Raw genomic sequence first — 16,983 nt, forward strand, 5'->3', positions numbered from 1 at the left:
CGGCCAAATCACCCTGAACCGGCGCTATTCGGAGCGCCGGTTTACCCCTTTCCTGCTTCCGTTACACAACCGACGGACAGCCGAGCGCTGGCCGCGCGCTGGCCCGCACAGCCCCGTGACAACCGCTCCGTAGCTTCATTGGCGTACCGCAGGAGAGCGCGGCACACAGGCAATGGAGAACCGGCAGCGGGCGGGTCGGAAACGGGGATGGAGGCGGTCGATCATGGCGCAGGGCGAGGTGCTCGAGTTCGAGGAGTACGTGCGCACCCGGCAGGACGCGTTGCTGCGCAGCGCCCGTCGCCTGGTCCCGGACCCGGTCGATGCCCAGGACCTCCTGCAGACGGCGCTGGCACGGACGTACCACCGCTGGGACGGCATCGCGGACAAGCGGCTCGCGGACGCCTACCTGCGCCGGGTCATGATCAACACCCGTACCGAGTGGTGGCGGGCCCGCAAGCTGGAGGAGGTGCCGACCGAGCAGCTCCCGGACGCCTCGGTCGACGACGCCACCGAGCAGCACGCGGACCGCGCCCTGCTGATGGACATCATGAAAGTGCTCGCCCCGAAACAGCGCAGCGTGGTCGTGCTGCGACACTGGGAGCAGATGTCCACGGAGGAGACGGCCGCCGCGCTCGGCATGTCGGCCGGAACGGTCAAGAGCACGCTGCACCGGGCCCTCGCCAGGCTCCGCGAGGAGCTGGAGAGCCGTGATCTGGACGCACGCGCGCTGGAGCGTGAGGAGCGGGAGCGTTGCACGGCGGCCTGACCGACGCGGACCCCTCACCGGGCCGGGGCACTTCGCAGGCGGCGTTCACGGCGGTGGCCGTGCTCGCCGCCCTCGCCCTTTTCGTCTCCGCCTGCGCCACCGGCGGCACCGGCACCCGTGACGAGGGACCGGCGTTCGCCGAGTCCTCGTCGAGCACCGACATGGCGGCCGGGGCCGCCGCGCCCTCGGCCACGTCCTCCAGCGCCCCCGCCTCCGCGCCCTCCGCCTTCACGTCCGACCCCGATGACGACTCCGACTCCGACTCGCTGGGCCACACGGCAGCGGTCAAGTTGGTCAAGAGCGACCCGCTGGTCTCGGCGGAGGTCAAGGACGACCTCAAGCCGTGCGTCGCGGACGAGTACCCGCTCGACGTCGCCTACGGCGATCTGACCGGAGGTTCGTCGGACGACATCGTGGTCAACGTGCTGACCTGCGGCGACGGCGTCGGTGTCGGCTCGTACGTGTACCACGAGGAGCGTGGCGCGTACGAGAACGTGTTCAGCGCCGAGGAGTCCCCGGTCTACGCCGAGATCGACAGCAGCGGCAACCTGGTGGTGAGCAGGCAGCTGTACGAGAAGGGCGACCCGGTGTCGAGCCCGTCCGGCGAGGATGTGATCACCTACCGGTGGTCGTCGGCGGGTCACTTCGTCAAAGTGCGGTACGCGCACAATGAGCTCGGCGACCTCGGACCGACCCCGTCGCCTTCGGAGTGAACCGATCGGGGCCTACGATCCGATCACTTGTCAACGGCACCACGACTCCCCCATCGACAGCGACACCTGCACAGCGACACCTAGACAGCGACACGAGGACAGAGAGCAGCGGGATGGCAGACCAGACCCACGTTCTGTTCGTCGAGGACGACGACGTCATCCGCGAGGCCACCCAACTCGCCCTGGAGCGGGACGGCTTCGCGGTCACCGCCATGCCCGACGGGCTGTCGGGCCTGGAGGCGTTCCGCGCCGACCGCCCGGACATCGCCCTGCTGGACGTCATGGTCCCGGGGCTGGACGGCGTCAGCCTGTGCCGGCGGATCCGGGACGAGTCGACCGTCCCGGTGATCATGCTGTCGGCGCGCGCGGACTCCATCGACGTGGTGCTGGGCCTGGAGGCGGGCGCCGACGACTACGTCACCAAGCCGTTCGACGGTGCCGTGCTGGTCGCCCGTATCCGCGCGGTGCTGCGCCGCTTCGGGCACGCGGGCGGCGGTGACCGGTCCGAGGAGAGCGGCGCCGCGGCCGACGGCGGGGTGCTGACCTTCGGCGAGCTGGAGATCGACACCGACGGTATGGAGGTGCGCCGGGCCGGGGAGCCGGTGGCCCTCACCCCGACCGAGATGCGGCTGCTCCTGGAGTTCTCCTCCGCGCCGGGCACGGTCCTGTCGCGGGACAAGCTCCTGGAGCGGGTGTGGGACTACGGCTGGGGCGGTGACACCCGCGTCGTCGACGTCCATGTGCAGCGACTGCGTACGAAGATCGGCCAGGACCGGATCGAGACGGTCCGCGGTTTCGGCTACAAGTTGAAGGCCTGAGCGGGGCGGACATGCGGGGGAATCTTCGGCGCCTGGTCCCGGCGCGGCTGGAGCGTACGGGCATCCGTACGGGACTGAGGTGGAAGCTCAGCGCGGCCATCGCGCTCGTCGGCGCGCTGGTCGCGATCGCGCTGAGCCTGGTCGTGCACAACGCCGCCCGGGTCTCGATGCTGGACAACGCCCGCGACCTCGCCGACGAACGCATCCAGATCGCCCAGAACAACTACGAGAAGACCGGCCTGGCGAACTTCCCGCACGTCGAGAAGAACGACTCGTCGCTGCCGATGCCGCTGCGGCACAAGGTCGAGCAGGGACGCCGGGCGACCTATGTGACGGACGGGCCGGGCGGGATGCCGGACATCTGGGCGGCCGTACCGGCCAAGGACGGCAATGTGCTGTCCCTGCACACCGGGTTCACCGACCGCAGCACCGACATCCTCAATGACCTGGACCAGGCCCTGGTGATCGGCTCCATCGCGGTCGTCCTCGGCGGCAGCGCGCTCGGCGTGCTCATCGGGGGCCGGTTGTCGAGCCGGCTGCGCAAGGCCGCGGCCGCCGCCAACGAGGTCGCGAGCGGTGAGACGAACGTGCGGGTGCGGGACGCGATCGGCGGGGTCGTACGGGACGAGACGGACGACCTCGCGAGCGCCGTGGACGCCATGCGGGAGGCGCTGGAGCAGCGCCTGGAGGCGGAGCGGCGGGTCACCGCGGACATCGCGCACGAGCTGCGGACACCGGTGACCGGCCTGCTCACGGCGGCCGAGCTCCTCCCCCCTGGCCGGCCGACCGAGCTGGTCCTGGACCGGGCGAAGGCCATGCGCACCCTCGTCGAGGACGTCCTGGAGGTGGCCCGGCTGGACAGCGCGTCCGAGCGGGCGGAGCTCCAGGACATCCTGCTGGGCGAGTTCGTCGCCCGGCGGGTGATGGCGAAGGACCCGGAGATCGACGTCCGGGTGGTGCACGAGTCGATGGTCACGACGGACCCGCGGCGCCTGGAGCGGGTGCTGTTCAACCTGCTCGCCAACGCCGCCCGGCACGGCAGACCGCCCATCCAGGTCACCGTCGAGGGCCGGGTCATCCGGGTCCGCGACCACGGCCCCGGGTTCCCCGAGGACCTCCTCGCCGACGGACCGAGCCGCTTCCGCACCGGCAGCAGCGACCGCGCGGGCCACGGCCACGGCCTCGGCCTCACCATCGCCGCCGGCCAGGCCCGGGTCCTCGGCGCCCGCCTCACCTTCCGCAACATCCGCCCCCCGGGCGCACCCGACGGAGTTCCCGCAGAGGGCGCGGTGGCCGTCCTGTGGCTACCGGAACACGCCCCGACAAACACGGGAAGCTACCCGATGATGCCGTAGCGCCGGACCGCGGCCCGCCCGCCGTCCCAGGACCGACGGCGTTGTCCGGCGCCCGAGAACAAGGCTTCGCCATCCCAATCCCCACCCGCGCCGCTCAGCGTCGGCCCATGCCTTCCAGCCCGCCCGGCGTTTGAGGGCGAGGCTCTGCCATCCCGATCCCCCATCCACCCACGCCCCCCAGCGCCGCCCATGTCTTCCAGCCCGCCCGGCGCCCGAGAACAAGGCCCCGCATCCCCCATCCCCCACCCACCCACACCGCTCAGCGCCGCCCATGTCTTCCAGCCCGCCCGGCGCCCGAGAACAAGGCCCCGCATCCCCCATCCCCCACCCACCCTCGCCCCCTCAGCGCCGCCCGTGTCTTTCAGCCTGTCCGGCGTTTGAGGACGAGGCCCCTTCAGGGCCGACGGGGTCTGGGGGCAGAGCCCCCGGGGGCCGGGGTCGAAGGGGCGGTGCCCCTGGAGGATGGGACGGGTAGGGGCGGCGGGGGCGAGGAAAAACGCGAAGACCCCCCGGGGCGGACACCAGCCGGGGGGCCTTCAGCTCAGATTCGGATCAGACGGCCTCGACGACCTGCATCGGCGCCGCCGCCTCCTCCGTCTCCTCCTTGGGCCCCGCCCCCTTCAGCGGAACCTCCTTCACGAACACCGCCGCGACCAGCGCCAGCACCGCCACCACAGCCCCCAGCAGGAACGCCGAGTGCGTACCGGACGACACCGCATGCTGATACGCCTCACGCGCCGCATCCGGCAGCTTCGCCAGACTCGCCGCATCCAGCTGCGCGGACGACTCGGTCACCTTCGCCCCGATCGCCCCGGCCCGCTCGGCCATGACGTCCTGGACCCGGCTGTTGAACAGCGCGCCCATGATCGCCACGCCGAAGGAGGAACCGAGCGTACGGAAGAGAGTCGTGGACGAGGAGGCGACGCCCATGTCCTTCATCTCGACGCTGTTCTGCGCGACCAGCATGGTGATCTGCATCAGACAGCCCATACCGAGCCCGACGACGGCCATGTACACCCCGGACGTGAGCCGCGAGGTCTCCGTGTCCATCAGCGACAGCAGGTACAGCCCGACGACCATCAGCGCACCGCCGACGACCGGGAACACCTTGTACCGCCCGGTGTTCGTGGTCACCCGCCCCGCCACCATCGACGTCACGAGCATCGCACCGAGCATCGGAAGGAGCAGCAGCCCGGAGTTGGTCGCGGACGCACCCTGCACGGACTGCTGGTACAGCGGCAGGAACAGCGTCGCACCGAACATCACGAACCCGGTGATGAAGCCGATGAGGGACATCAGCGTGAAGTTGCGGCTGCGGAAGATGTGCAGCGGCACGACCGGCTCGGCGGCCTTGGTCTGCCAGAACACGAACCCGATCAGCGCGGCGACACCGATGCCGATGAGCTCCATGATCCGCGCGGAGGACCAGGCGTACTCCGTACCGCCCCACGTGGTGACCAGCACGATCGCGGTGATGCCCACCGTCAGCAGCCCGGCACCGAGGTAGTCGATGCGTGCCTCGGCCCGCTTCTTCGGCAGATGCAGCACGGCGCTGATCGCGGCGAGCGCGACGACACCGAGCGGCAGGTTGATGTAGAAGGCCCAGCGCCAGCCCCAGTGGTCGGTGATGGTGCCGCCGACCAGCGGTCCGCCGATCATGGCGAGCGCCATGACGCCGGCCATCATGCCCTGGTACTTGCCCCGCTCCCGCGGCGGAATGAGGTCACCGATGATCGCCATGACACCGACCATCAGACCACCGGCGCCAAGGCCCTGAACGGCCCGGAACCCGATGAGCTGTCCCATGTCCTGGGCCATGCCACTGAGCGCCGACCCGATCAGGAAGAGCACGATCGACGACATGAAGACGCCCTTGCGCCCGTACATGTCACCGATCTTCCCCCACAGCGGGGTGGAGGCCGCGGTCACCAGCGTATACGCCGTCACGACCCAGGAGAGATGCTCGAGCCCGCCCAGCTCACCGACGATCGTCGGCATCGCGGTGCCCACGATCATGTTGTCGAGCATCGCCAGCATCATCGTGATCATCAGTGCGAGCAGGACGACCCGCACGCTCTTCGGTGGCTTGTCGTCCTCCGGCTCGACCGCTGTCTGTGTGTCCGCCATCACTCCCACTCCCCCAGCTACTTACTTGCCGCCCGGCAAGTTGACTACACTGGGGAAGGTAGCCCCGTAACTAGCCGGGCGTCAAGTAAGTTTTGTTCAAAGCCGATGGCTTCACGGAGAATGGGCGGCACCATGGACGGCACCAAGCAGCGGCGCCGCGGGGACACCCGCCAGCGCATCCAGGACGTGGCGCTCGATCTCTTCGCCGAGCAGGGCTACGAGAAGACCTCCCTGCGCGAGATCGCCGAGAGCCTGGACGTCACCAAAGCGGCGCTTTACTACCACTTCAAGACCAAGGAAGAGATCCTGGTCAGCATCTTCGACGATCTGACCCAGCCGATCCTCGACCTGATCGAGTGGGGCAGGCAGCAGCCGCACACCCTGGAGACGAAGCAGGAGATCGTACGGCGCTACAGCGGCATCCTCGCCAACGCCACCCCCCTCTTCCGCTTCATGCAGGAGAACCAGGCGGCCGTACGGGAACTGCGGGTCGGCGAGACCTTCAAGGAGCGCATGCAGGGGCTGCGCGACATCATGATCGACCCGGCGGCGGACCTGGTCGACCAGGTCCGCTACACCAGCGCGATCTTCACCCTGCACGCCGGGATGTTCTTCCTCCAGGACCTCGCGGGCGACCCCGAGGAGAAGCGCAGGGCGGTCCTGGAGGTGGCGTCGGACCTGGTGACCCAGGCCCACGAAGGCACCCGCAAGAAGCCCTAGACGGCCCTGGACGGCCTTAGACGGTCACGCCCTTGGTGCGCAGGAAGGCCACGGGGTCGATCGCCGAGCCGTAGTTGGCGGTCGTACGGATCTCGAAGTGCAGGTGCGGGCCGCTGGAGTTGCCCGTGTTGCCGGACAGGGCGATGCGCTGGCCGGTCCTGACGACCTGACCGACCTTCACGTCGATGCGCGAGAGGTGGGCGTACTGCGAGTAGGTCTTGTTGGCGTGCTTGATGACGATGGCATTGCCGTACGCCGAGCCGTCACCGGCCCCGTTGCCGCCGGCCTTGACGACGGTCCCGCCGTGCGCGGCGACGACCTGGGTACCGCTGGCCACGGCGAAGTCCTGCCCGCTGTGGGTGGACTGCCACAGGGCGCCGGACTGCGCGAAGCTCGCGCTGAGCTTGTACTTCTTGACCGGGTCGACCCAGGAGACGGTCTTGCCGGTCTCCGCGGCCGCCGCGACCCCGGTCCCCAGCACGGCCGCGGCCCCCAGACCGACGGCCACCACGGCGGCACGGGTGCGGAGCACGGACGTACGGGAAGAACGGGATGAAACGCGCTGGGACATCGAAACCTCATGGGGACGGGGACAGAAAAGCCACCCGGCGCACAAGCCGCTGCCGGATGGGGCATCCCTTGGTAACCCCGAGGCCCCGCAAGCCCCAAACCGCCGATCTACGACGGAAGCTAGTACTTCACCCCAAAAGTTCCCGCTTCTTGACAGAACACGTATCTGGAATGAATCCGCCCATGACGGCATAACCCGCCTAGCAGTTTCGGGATAAAAGTCCTTTTTGCCCAATCTGGGCTATCCACTATTCGCCCTAGTAACGGACAAATCGCCTGTGCGTCATATCACCGGCCATCGAGGCCTTCCCGCCCCCGGCCCCGAAATCATGTGACGCACACCTCTTGGCACTTACCCTCCAGTAACCCTACGGTTCCCCTCGCGCCACCCACGCCGACGAGCATGCACCCGACAACGGCAGCGTTACTGACGTGAGAGGACCCCCCCCAGATGACGAACCGACGCCCCTTGGTGCGCCGTATGGCCGTCACCGCCGTCTCCACGGCGGCCCTCGTGTCACTGGCCGCCCCGGCCGAGGCCGCGACCACCGAAGACGTCGGCTACACCACCTGGCAGCAGGACTGCCGGGCGGTGATGGACCAGGCGCTGCCGTACCTGAAGCAGCGGATCGCCGCCGCCAAGCCGGGCGAGAAGCAGGCCATCGTCTTCGACATCGACAACACCACCCTGGAGACCGACTTCGGCTTCAGCTACCCCCAGCCGGCCAACGAGCCGGTCCTGGACGTGGCGGAGTACGCCCAGGACCACGGCGTATCCCTCTTCTTCGTGACGGCCCGCCCCGGCATCATCTACTCGTTCACCGACTACAACCTCGATCACGTCGGCTACGACGTCTCCGGCCTCTACGTCCGCGGCTTCATCGACCTCTTCAAGGACGTCGCCGCCTACAAGACCGCCCAGCGCGTCGCCATCGAGAACAAGGGCTACACGATCATCGCGAACATCGGCAACAACGCCACCGACCTGTCGGGCGGCCACGCCGAGAAGACGTACAAGCTCCCGGACTACGACGGCCAGCTGTCCTGAGTCGTCCCGCTCGACTCCGGGTAGCCTCACCCTCGTTCGCGTGATCACGGGGGTGGGGCGGATGGATCCGGCGGTACTCGGCAGCAAGCTCGCGTCCGGCCTGGTGGCCTCGCTCGTACGGAAACTCTTCGTGGCGGACGCCCCGGGAGCGGGCCTCGTCGACAAGCCGGTACGCCTGACCGCCCTGGTCTCTTTCCGCGGCGAGAAGCGGACGCTGGGCGAGAAGGAGGTCCGCGCACTGGCCCGCCGGCTGGTCGGCGCGGCGACGGACTCCCGCGGCGAACCGCCCTTCCCCGCCGACGAGGAGCCTGCGGTCACCGACGCCGTGACCGCCCGCCTCCTCGCCCTCGGCGACCTGCACATGGACGACGTCCAGGCCGTACGCCTGGGCGCTCGTTCGTCTCAGCTGCAGCGACGTCGCCGATCTGAACGGACTGCGCTCGCTTCGGATAACGGCGATATACGGCGACGAGGAGTTGTCCGACCTGGCGTCCCGGCTTCCGGGCCTGCGCTCGGTGACACTCGAGCTCCCACCCAGCGAACTCATCGACCGCTACGCCGAACTCTTCCCAGGCACCCGGATCAACGTGGGCCGACCCTAGGACAAGAGAAGGGACCGGCGCCCAAAGGCACCGGTCCCTTCCCACGCATCGCACTAAGGCTTACGCGTCCTTGCTCAGATTCGGCCCAGCCCCGCCGGCCGCCTGCTCAATAGGCGGAACGTCCGGCAGCGCCGACTTCTCCTCGCCGCGGAAGGTGAAGGTCTGGGTCTCGCCCTCGCCCTCCGTGTCCACGACGACGATGTGACCGGGGCGCAGCTCGCCGAAGAGGATCTTCTCCGAGAGCGTGTCCTCGACCTCGCGCTGGATCGTGCGACGCAGCGGCCGCGCGCCCAGGACGGGGTCGTAACCCTTCTTGGACAGCAGCTCCTTGGCGGACTGGGAGAGCTCGATGCCCATGTCCCGGTCCTTGAGGCGCTCGTCGACCTTGCCGATCATCAGGTCGACGATCCGCAGGATGTCCTCCTGCGTCAGCTGCGGGAAGACGACCACGTCGTCGACGCGGTTGAGGAACTCGGGCCGGAAGTGCTGCTTGAGCTCGTCCGAGACCTTGTTCTTCATGCGCTCGTAGTTGGACTTCTTGTCGCCCGAGGCCGCGAAGCCCAGGTTGAAGCCCTTGGAGATGTCCCGGGTGCCGAGGTTGGTCGTCATGATGATGACCGTGTTCTTGAAGTCCACGACCCGGCCCTGGGAGTCGGTCAGACGACCGTCCTCCAGGATCTGGAGCAGCGAGTTGAAGATGTCCGGGTGGGCCTTCTCGACCTCGTCGAAGAGGACCACCGAGAACGGCTTGCGCCGCACCTTCTCCGTCAGCTGGCCGCCCTCTTCGTAGCCCACGTAGCCGGGGGGCGAACCGAAGAGACGCGAGACCGTGTGCTTCTCGCTGAACTCCGACATGTCGAGGGAGATCAGCGCGTCCTCGTCACCGAAGAGGAACTCGGCGAGCGCCTTGGACAGCTCGGTCTTACCGACACCGGACGGGCCGGCGAAGATGAACGAACCACCGGGACGCTTCGGGTCCTTGAGGCCCGCACGCGTACGACGGATCGCCTTCGACAGCGCCTTGACGGCGTCGACCTGGCCGATGACCCGCTTGTGGAGCTCGTCCTCCATGCGCAGCAGACGCGAGGACTCCTCCTCGGTCAGCTTGAAGACCGGGATGCCGGTGGCGGTCGCGAGGACCTCGGCGATCAGCTCGCCGTCGACCTCGGCGACGACGTCCATGTCGCCGGCCTTCCACTCCTTCTCGCGCTTGGCCTTCGCGGCGAGGAGCTGCTTCTCCTTGTCGCGCAGGGACGCGGCCTTCTCGAAGTCCTGCGAGTCGATCGCGGACTCCTTGTCCCGGCGGACACCGGCGATCTTCTCGTCGAACTCGCGGAGGTCCGGCGGGGCCGTCATCCGGCGGATGCGCATCCGGGAGCCCGCCTCGTCGATCAGGTCGATCGCCTTGTCGGGAAGGAAGCGGTCCGAGATGTAGCGGTCGGCCAGCGTCGCGGCCTGGACCAGCGCCTCGTCCGTGATGGAGACGCGGTGGTGGGCCTCGTACCGGTCGCGCAGACCCTTGAGGATCTCGATCGTGTGCGGGAGCGAGGGCTCGGCGACCTGGATGGGCTGGAAGCGGCGCTCGAGGGCCGCGTCCTTCTCCAGGTGCTTGCGGTACTCGTCCAGCGTGGTGGCACCGATGGTCTGCAGCTCGCCGCGGGCCAGCATCGGCTTCAGGATCGAAGCCGCGTCGATGGCGCCCTCGGCGGCACCCGCACCGACGAGCGTGTGCAGCTCGTCGATGAACAGGATGATGTCGCCGCGGGTGCGGATCTCCTTGAGCACCTTCTTCAGGCGCTCCTCGAAGTCACCGCGGTAGCGGGAGCCGGCGACCAGCGCGCCGAGGTCGAGGGTGTAGAGGTGCTTGTCCTTGAGGGTCTCGGGCACCTCGCCCTTGACGATGGCCTGGGCGAGGCCCTCGACGACGGCGGTCTTGCCGACGCCGGGCTCACCGATCAGGACCGGGTTGTTCTTGGTACGGCGGGACAGCACCTGCATGACCCGCTCGATCTCCTTCTCGCGCCCGATGACCGGGTCGAGCTTGGACTCACGAGCGGCCTGGGTGAGGTTCCGGCCGAACTGGTCGAGGACCAGGGACGTCGAGGGGGTGCCCTCGGCAGGACCGCCACTGGCGCCGGCGGTCTCCTTGCCCTGGTAACCGGAGAGCAGCTGGATGACCTGCTGCCGCACCCGGTTGAGATCTGCGCCCAGCTTGACCAGGACCTGGGCGGCGACGCCCTCGCCCTCACGGATCAGGCCGAGCAGGATGTGCTCCGTGCCGATGTAGTTGTGACCCAGCTGAAGGGCCTCGCGGAGCGACAGCTCCAGGACCTTCTTGGCACGGGGGGTGAAGGGGATGTGCCCGGACGGGGCCTGCTGACCCTGCCCGATGATCTCCTCCACCTGCTGGCGGACCGCCTCGAGCGAAATCCCGAGGCTCTCAAGGGCCTTGGCGGCGACACCCTCACCCTCGTGGATCAGGCCCAGGAGGATGTGCTCGGTGCCGATGTAGTTGTGGTTGAGCATCCGGGCTTCTTCCTGAGCCAGGACGACAACCCGCCGCGCGCGGTCGGTGAACCTCTCGAACATCGTTAATCGCTCCTCAGAGCGGTCAGGCAGTGGGGGGAACTTCCCCTCCCTGTCCTTCCGCAGCTTAGTCCCGCAAGCGGGGACCGCTCATTCCAACTGCCGACACCGTCCTTGGCCTCCTGACCCCGAACGCCGACATCTGCTCCAACCCGATGGTGCGAGACGATGTTCCCGCAGGCCAGACAGTTACCCCTACCTCCAGTACGCCGATGGCGAACGTGAGACGTCCTGTCCTGCGTGTCGCCCCCTCCCACTAGGGATGTCTTACCCGCTGGGACTGACACTCCATGCCGATGGCACCGGTTCCCTCCGCTATGGGCGAACAACCTTGCGCCGCGCCACACCTCCGAACGCCCCTTCTTTCGGAACTCTGCGCTACTGCGGGGATACCCAGCGTAACTCGGGCGTCCTTCCGGAGGTTTCACTTGGCATGGTTGGCACAGTTCCCCCGGTCACCACGGTCCCCTTCCCCCGGCGGCCGCTCGAGTCGAGCGATCAGGTCCGCCGGTGGTACGAGAACGAACTGGGGTGGCCGACGGTGCCCGGGCCGCCCGGATCTGCGCTGCGACTTTCCGTGGGCCCGCGCTTCGACGTCCTGGACGTGCCGTTCGAGGCGGGCCGGGCCGGTCTGCGCCATCTGGCACCGGGCTCCCCGGTGGCCGTGCAGGGCGACCGGATGCGGCTGCTGCTGGCCGCGGGCAGCGCGGACGAGGTGCCCGGGGTGCTGGACTGGCTGGAGTGGGGCGGGCTGCCGCTCGATCTGGCGGCCATCGGCGAGGGCGGGGTGATGGACGCACCGCCGCCTCCCGGGCCGGGGGCGCCCGCCGACGTCGTACGGCTGCTTCCCGGGCAGGGATCCGGCGACGTCGTACGACGTCCTCTCGCGCCCGGGCCGGGTGCCGCGCGGTGTCTTCCCGAGCCGGGCCCTACCGGACCGCTACCGCTTCCGGCCGGTCCCTCCGGTGCCTTGCAGGGGGCCGCCGTGTGGCTGCGGCCCCCCGTGCCGGGGTGCGAGGCCGAGACCTCGCTGCCGACGCTGTCGGCCTTGGGGGGCGGTGGGGGCGCCCCCGATCTCGTAAGGCTGCTGGCCACGGTGGCGACGTGCTGCCACCGTCTGCGGCTGCGCGCGTGTGCTCAGCCACCCGCCCGTTCATAGGCGTCGCGCTCAGGCGTTGGCCTTCTCGTAGGCCTCACGGATGGACGCGGGAACACGGCCGCGGTCATTGACCTCGAGACCGTTCTCCTTCGCCCACGCGCGGATCTGCGCGGTGTCCTGGCTGCCGCCGGAAGTGGCGCGCGCCTTTCCGCGGCCTCCCGCGGCGCGGCCTCCGGTACGACGACCGCCCTTCACGTAAGCCTCGAGAAGGCCACGGAGCTTGTCCGCATTGGCAGTCGTGAGATCGATCTCGTACGTCTTGCCGTCCAACGCGAACGTCACGGTCTCGTCCGCCTCGCCGCCGTCGAGGTCGTCGACAAGAAGGACCTGAACCTTCTGTGCCACCGGATTTCCTTTCATCGATAACTTGAGGGACTGGGGTCTGCGGCGTCCGCCGTTTCGCCGCCCCCTGTTATATGCAGTACTGCAGTACGTCGGAAAGCAAACCGCTTTTGCTGGGAAAACACAAACCCCTGGGAGAGACGGACTGGCCACCTCCGGTCCGGAAACATGCGCGTTTCGGACATAGGGAACCTGGGCAGGGCCGTCCCATGGAATAGGGCAAGACGATCACAGATGCAGAAGCATCCGACTGTTGCCCAAGGTGTTCGGTTTCACTCGTTCGAGACCGAGGAACTCCGCGACACCCTCGTCATAGGAACGCAGCAGCTCCGCGTAGACATCGGTGTCGACCGGAGTCTCGCCGATCTCGACGAAGCCGTGCTTGCCGAAGAAGTCCACTTCGAAGGTCAGACAGAAAACCCGGCGAACACCGAGCCAGCGCGCGGTGTGCAGCAACTTCTCCAGCAACTGATGACCGACGCCGGCGCCCTTCAGTCCGAGCTTCACGGCGAGAGTGCGCACTTCAGCGAGGTCTTCCCACATGACGTGCAGTGCGCCGCAGCCGACCACCTCGCCGTTGTCATCGCGTTCGGCGACCCAGAACTCCTGGATGTCCTCGTAAAGCGTCACGGTGGCTTTGTCGAGCAGGATGCGGGCGCGGACGTACTCGTCGAGGAGACTGCGTACGGCCGGGACATCGCTGGTGCGGGCCCGCCGGACCGTGATGGCTTTTGCGCTGACTTCGGTACTCCGGGCGGACGAGCTCTCTGCTGACATGTGCGGACGCTATCGCCCGTCGCCCTCCGGTGCCGAGCCGGGGTTCTCGCCGCCGGTTTCGGCAGCGGTATCCCGTGGGGCTTCGACGGTTTCCGGTCCTTGGACGATGTGTACGGCGTCCCGCAGCGACAGCCGCTGTTCCTCGCTCATCATGCCGAAGAACGCGACGAGAGCGGCGGCGGGGTTGTCACTCTGCGACCAGGCGTCGTTCATCAGCGCCGCGGCGTAGGCGGCCCGGGTGGAGACGGCTTCATATCGATAGGCACGCCCTTCGGCCTCCCGTCGCACCCAGCCCTTCTGATGGAGATTGTCCAAAACGGTCATCACCGTGGTGTAGGCGATGGACCGTTCCTGCTGAAGGTCTTCCAGGACTTCCCGAACGGTCACCGGGCGGTTCCACTTCCACACCCGCGTCATGACCGCGTCTTCGAGTTCTCCCAATGGGCGAGGCACAGCTCAGCACAATAGTGGGAGAAACCGTCATTGGCGTGCCGGACGTGCGGTTGACCGGCAAACAGGAACAAAAAGGGCGTACGACTCAGAAAATAGAGAGTCGTACGCCGGTGAGGGCGCGCCGGCCGGGAGGCTCAGACGTCGCCGCGCGCGGAGGCCTGCCGGGTGCCCTCCACGCGCGCGAGGGCGGCGTCGACGGCCGCGTCCTCCTTGGCCTTGTTGGCCCCGCCCTGGGTCTTCACGATCACCCTGATCACGCCGATGAAGAACACGGCCATGACGACCGGGGGCACGAGCGCGGAGACGTAGTCCATGCGTCCAGGGTAGCCACGGGCCGGACGCGGGCGGTGCCGGGGGTGCGTGCGGGCCCGGGGGACGGCCCGCACGCGGCTCAGCCCGCGGCGAGTTGCTTTGGCGGGTTCGAGGGCGGCGGGGCCGGCTTGCGGCGGGGGAAGACCTCGCCGGGGGTGGGGATGGGGCGCTCGGGGGCCGGCTTGGGGGTGGCCGGTTTGTCCATGGGCTTCTTCTCCGGCTGCTCGGGCTTCTCGGCGGACTCCGCGGCAAGGTCCTCGTCGGCGCCCGGGGAGCGGTCCGAAAGACCCCCGGGAAGGGCCAGGAGGCGGGTACGGGAGGCCGGGACGGCCGGGGTGGTCCGCTGGGCCGCCCCACGTGCGAGACGGGCGCGTACGCCCTGCTCGGCGAGGACCAGACAGCGATCGAGCAGGGCCGCCGCGACGGGGTTGCCGCGCAGGGCTCGCAAGGAGGCGAGGTCGTCGACCTCCGGGCGGTACCCGGCGCTCAGCGCCTCCTCCAGGAGGGCGAGGTAGCCGGCGGCGGTGCCGGGCAGGGCGGCGCGGTACCGGGCGAGGTCGGCCACCAGGAAGGCACGCAGCCGGGCGCCCTCACGCATCGCCTCGTCGAGGGAGTCGGCTAGGCGGAGACAGTCCTGAACGTCCTCGGCCGAGGCGGTTCGGGGGTGAAGGGCAAGAGCGAGAGCGCGGCGGAGCACACGCAGCTCCTCCACACCGAACGCCATGCCGCCGCGGGATCCGTATGGCGTGGGCATGCGGCGACAGTACGCGCTAATCAGACAAATTCGACATAGGGCGGGCGGGTGTGGCGCGCGGAGCCACCCGGCCGGACGCGCGTCCCGCCTCACATGCGCGACACGTTCCGCTCGTACACCAGCCGCAGCCCCACCAGTGTCAGCCACGGCTCGTGCTCGTCGATCACCGAGGACTCGCCCAGCACCATCGGGGCCAGGCCGCCCGTGGCGATGACCGTCACGTCGTCCGGGTTCTCCGCGAGTTCGCGGGCCATGCGTTCGACGACCCCGTCGACCTGCCCGGCGAACCCGTAGATGATCCCGGACTGCATCGCCTCGACGGTGTTCTTGCCGATCACGCTCCGCGGCCGGGCCACCTCGATCTTCCGCAGCTGCGCGCCCCGCACCCCGAGCGCCTCCACGGAGATCTCGATACCGGGCGCGATGACGCCGCCGACGTACTCCCCGCGCGCGGACACCGCGTCGAACGTCGTCGCCGTACCGAAGTCGACGACGATCGCCGGGCCGCCGTACAGCTCGACCGCCGCGACCGCGTTGATGATGCGGTCCGCGCCGACCTCCTTGGGGTTGTCGGTGAGGATCGGCACGCCCGTCTTGACGCCCGGCTCCACCAGCACCGCGGGCACGTCGCCGTAGTACCGCCGCGTCACCTCGCGCAGTTCGTGCAGCACCGAGGGCACCGTCGCGCAGATCGCGATGCCGTCGATGCCGTCGCCCAGTTCCTCGCCGAGCAGCGGGTGCATGCCCATGAGGCCCTGCAGCAGGACGGCCAGCTCGTCGGCCGTGCGGCGCGCGTCCGTGGAGATGCGCCAGTGCTCGACGATCTCCTCGCCGTCGAACAGGCCGAGGACGGTGTGCGTGTTTCCTACGTCGATCGTGAGCAGCATCGCGACTACTCCGCCTCACGCAGGTCGAGGCCGATGTCCAGGATCGGCGAGGAGTGCGTGAGCGCGCCCACCGCCAGGTAGTCGACGCCGGTGTCGGCGTACACGCGCGCGTTGTCCAGCGTCAGTCGGCCCGACGCCTCCAGTGCCGCCCGGCCGTGCACCAGCGCCACCGCCTCCACGCACTCCTCCGGCGTGAAGTTGTCCAGCAGGATCAGGTCCGCGCCCGCGCCCACGACCTCGCGCAGCTGGTCCAGGGTGTCGACCTCGACCTCGATCGGCACGTCCGGGAAGGTCTCGCGGACGGCCTTGAAGGCCTGCGCGACGCCGCCGGCGGCCACCACGTGGTTGTCCTTGACGAGCGCCGCGTCGGAGAGCGACATGCGGTGGTTGACCCCGCCGCCGCACCGCACCGCGAACTTCTCCAGCGACCTGAGACCGGGCGTCGTCTTCCGCGTGTCACGCACGCGTGCCTTGGTGCCCTCCAGCGCGTCCGCCCACGCACGCGTGGCGGTCGCGATGCCGGACAACCGGCACAGCAGGTTCAGCGCGCTGCGCTCGGCGGTGAGCAGGTCACGCGTGCGCGTGGTGACCGACAGGAGCTTCTGCCCGGCCTCCACCCGGTCGCCGTCCTCGACGTGCCGCTCGACCTCGAACTCGTCCTCGCAGACCACCGAGACGACCGCCTCGGCGACCCGCAGGCCGGCCACGACGCCCGCCTCGCGCGCCACGAAGTCGGCCGTGGCGACGGCGTCCTCGGGGATGGTCGCGATCGTCGTCACGTCCACGCCGTGGTCAAGGTCCTCCTGGATGGCCACGTTGGCGATGTCCTCGACCTCCACGGGGTCGAGCCCCGCGTCGGCCAGGAGCTGGGCGAGCGCGGGGTCGAGCCCGCACACTGCGTATTCTGCGGCCTCCTCGCCGCCGTCTGCGCCACAGGCACAGCCGTCGCCGCAGCCGCCGGTCTCAGCGAGGGGAAGGTCGGGGGTGCTCACGT

The 16,983-nt window shown here is 69.0% G+C and carries 17 protein-coding genes and 1 pseudogene; 8 read left to right on the forward strand and 10 right to left on the reverse strand.

The genetic code is table 11. The annotated features are described in order from the left end of the window. The first annotated feature begins 223 nt into the window (after positions 1-223). The 4 genes from QF037_RS21390 (at position 224) to cseC (ending at position 3,652) form a co-directional block, all read left to right on the forward strand. Positions 224-766 (forward strand): SigE family RNA polymerase sigma factor, encoded by a 543-nt coding sequence (locus tag QF037_RS21390; protein ID WP_046263315.1) that lies wholly within the window; start codon positions 224-226, stop codon positions 764-766. Continuing rightward, entirely contained in the window at positions 751-1,479 is a 729-nt protein-coding gene (locus QF037_RS21395) for a hypothetical protein (RefSeq protein WP_307027612.1), read from the forward strand. The genes QF037_RS21390 and QF037_RS21395 overlap by 16 nt, the downstream gene beginning before the upstream one ends. Positions 1,480-1,592: 113 nt before the next feature. Beyond that, on the forward strand, positions 1,593-2,297 hold the full coding sequence (gene cseB, locus QF037_RS21400) for a two-component system response regulator CseB (RefSeq protein WP_307027614.1): 705 nt from the start codon (positions 1,593-1,595) through the stop codon (positions 2,295-2,297). Between the two features lie 11 nt (positions 2,298-2,308). Then, on the forward strand, positions 2,309-3,652 hold the full coding sequence (gene cseC / locus QF037_RS21405; RefSeq protein ID WP_307027616.1) for a two-component system sensor histidine kinase CseC: 1,344 nt from the start codon (positions 2,309-2,311) through the stop codon (positions 3,650-3,652). Positions 3,653-4,204: 552 nt separating this feature from the next. On the opposite strand, the gene QF037_RS21410 is transcribed toward cseC, so the two are convergent. Further along, positions 4,205-5,779, reverse strand: coding sequence for an MDR family MFS transporter (locus tag QF037_RS21410; protein ID WP_307027617.1), 1,575 nt, complete (start codon positions 5,777-5,779; stop codon positions 4,205-4,207). 120 nt (positions 5,780-5,899) lie between these two features. On the opposite strand from QF037_RS21410, the gene QF037_RS21415 reads away from it, so the two are divergent. After that, on the forward strand, positions 5,900-6,499 hold the full coding sequence (locus QF037_RS21415; RefSeq protein WP_307037293.1) for a TetR/AcrR family transcriptional regulator: 600 nt from the start codon (positions 5,900-5,902) through the stop codon (positions 6,497-6,499). A 16-nt stretch (positions 6,500-6,515) separates the two neighbouring features. On the opposite strand, the gene QF037_RS21420 is transcribed toward QF037_RS21415, so the two are convergent. After that, positions 6,516-7,070 carry a M23 family metallopeptidase gene (locus tag QF037_RS21420; RefSeq protein ID WP_307027619.1) on the reverse strand — a complete coding sequence of 185 codons (555 nt, stop codon included), beginning with the start codon at positions 7,068-7,070 and terminating at the stop codon, positions 6,516-6,518. A 450-nt stretch (positions 7,071-7,520) separates the two neighbouring features. Here QF037_RS21420 and QF037_RS21425 point away from each other — a divergent pair, with 450 nt between their 5' ends. Both QF037_RS21425 and QF037_RS21430 read left to right on the forward strand, forming a co-directional pair. Continuing rightward, positions 7,521-8,117 carry an HAD family acid phosphatase gene (locus QF037_RS21425; protein WP_307027621.1) on the forward strand — a complete coding sequence of 199 codons (597 nt, stop codon included), beginning with the start codon at positions 7,521-7,523 and terminating at the stop codon, positions 8,115-8,117. A 61-nt stretch (positions 8,118-8,178) separates the two neighbouring features. Further along, positions 8,179-8,544 (forward strand): annotated as a pseudogene (locus tag QF037_RS21430) (NACHT N-terminal Helical domain 1-containing protein); the annotation flags it as partial. Positions 8,545-8,779: 235 nt separating this feature from the next. On the opposite strand, the gene QF037_RS21435 reads toward QF037_RS21430, so the two are convergent. Beyond that, a complete protein-coding gene (locus tag QF037_RS21435) occupies positions 8,780-11,308 on the reverse strand; it encodes an ATP-dependent Clp protease ATP-binding subunit (RefSeq protein WP_307027623.1) in 2,529 nt (842 codons plus the stop codon). A gap of 430 nt (positions 11,309-11,738) precedes the next feature. On the opposite strand from QF037_RS21435, the gene QF037_RS21440 reads away from it, so the two are divergent. After that, a complete protein-coding gene (locus QF037_RS21440; protein WP_307027625.1) occupies positions 11,739-12,464 on the forward strand; it encodes an SCO3374 family protein in 726 nt (241 codons plus the stop codon). A gap of 9 nt (positions 12,465-12,473) precedes the next feature. On the opposite strand, the gene QF037_RS21445 is transcribed toward QF037_RS21440, so the two are convergent. The 7 genes from QF037_RS21445 to nadC form a co-directional block, all read right to left on the reverse strand. Further along, entirely contained in the window at positions 12,474-12,809 is a 336-nt protein-coding gene (locus QF037_RS21445; protein ID WP_266823828.1) for a histone-like nucleoid-structuring protein Lsr2, read from the reverse strand. Positions 12,810-13,034: 225 nt separating this feature from the next. Further along, positions 13,035-13,583, reverse strand: a complete 549-nt coding sequence (locus QF037_RS21450; protein WP_307027628.1) for an amino-acid N-acetyltransferase — start codon at positions 13,581-13,583, stop codon at positions 13,035-13,037. Positions 13,584-13,592: 9 nt separating this feature from the next. Beyond that, positions 13,593-14,024 (reverse strand): BlaI/MecI/CopY family transcriptional regulator, encoded by a 432-nt coding sequence (locus QF037_RS21455; protein ID WP_307027630.1) that lies wholly within the window; start codon positions 14,022-14,024, stop codon positions 13,593-13,595. 146 nt (positions 14,025-14,170) lie between these two features. Beyond that, complete coding sequence (locus QF037_RS21460) at positions 14,171-14,350, reverse strand: hypothetical protein (protein WP_307027633.1); 180 nt, start codon at positions 14,348-14,350, stop codon at positions 14,171-14,173. Positions 14,351-14,427: 77 nt separating this feature from the next. After that, entirely contained in the window at positions 14,428-15,072 is a 645-nt protein-coding gene (locus QF037_RS21465; protein ID WP_307037295.1) for a hypothetical protein, read from the reverse strand. Positions 15,073-15,191: 119 nt separating this feature from the next. Next, a complete protein-coding gene (locus tag QF037_RS21470; protein ID WP_046260399.1) occupies positions 15,192-15,989 on the reverse strand; it encodes a type III pantothenate kinase in 798 nt (265 codons plus the stop codon). A gap of 5 nt (positions 15,990-15,994) precedes the next feature. Beyond that, complete coding sequence (nadC, locus tag QF037_RS21475; protein ID WP_307027635.1) at positions 15,995-16,981, reverse strand: carboxylating nicotinate-nucleotide diphosphorylase; 987 nt, start codon at positions 16,979-16,981, stop codon at positions 15,995-15,997. Between the last annotated feature and the right edge of the window lie 2 nt (positions 16,982-16,983).

The organism is Streptomyces canus (assembly GCF_030815415.1).
GTDB lineage: Bacteria > Actinomycetota > Actinomycetes > Streptomycetales > Streptomycetaceae > Streptomyces > Streptomyces canus_F.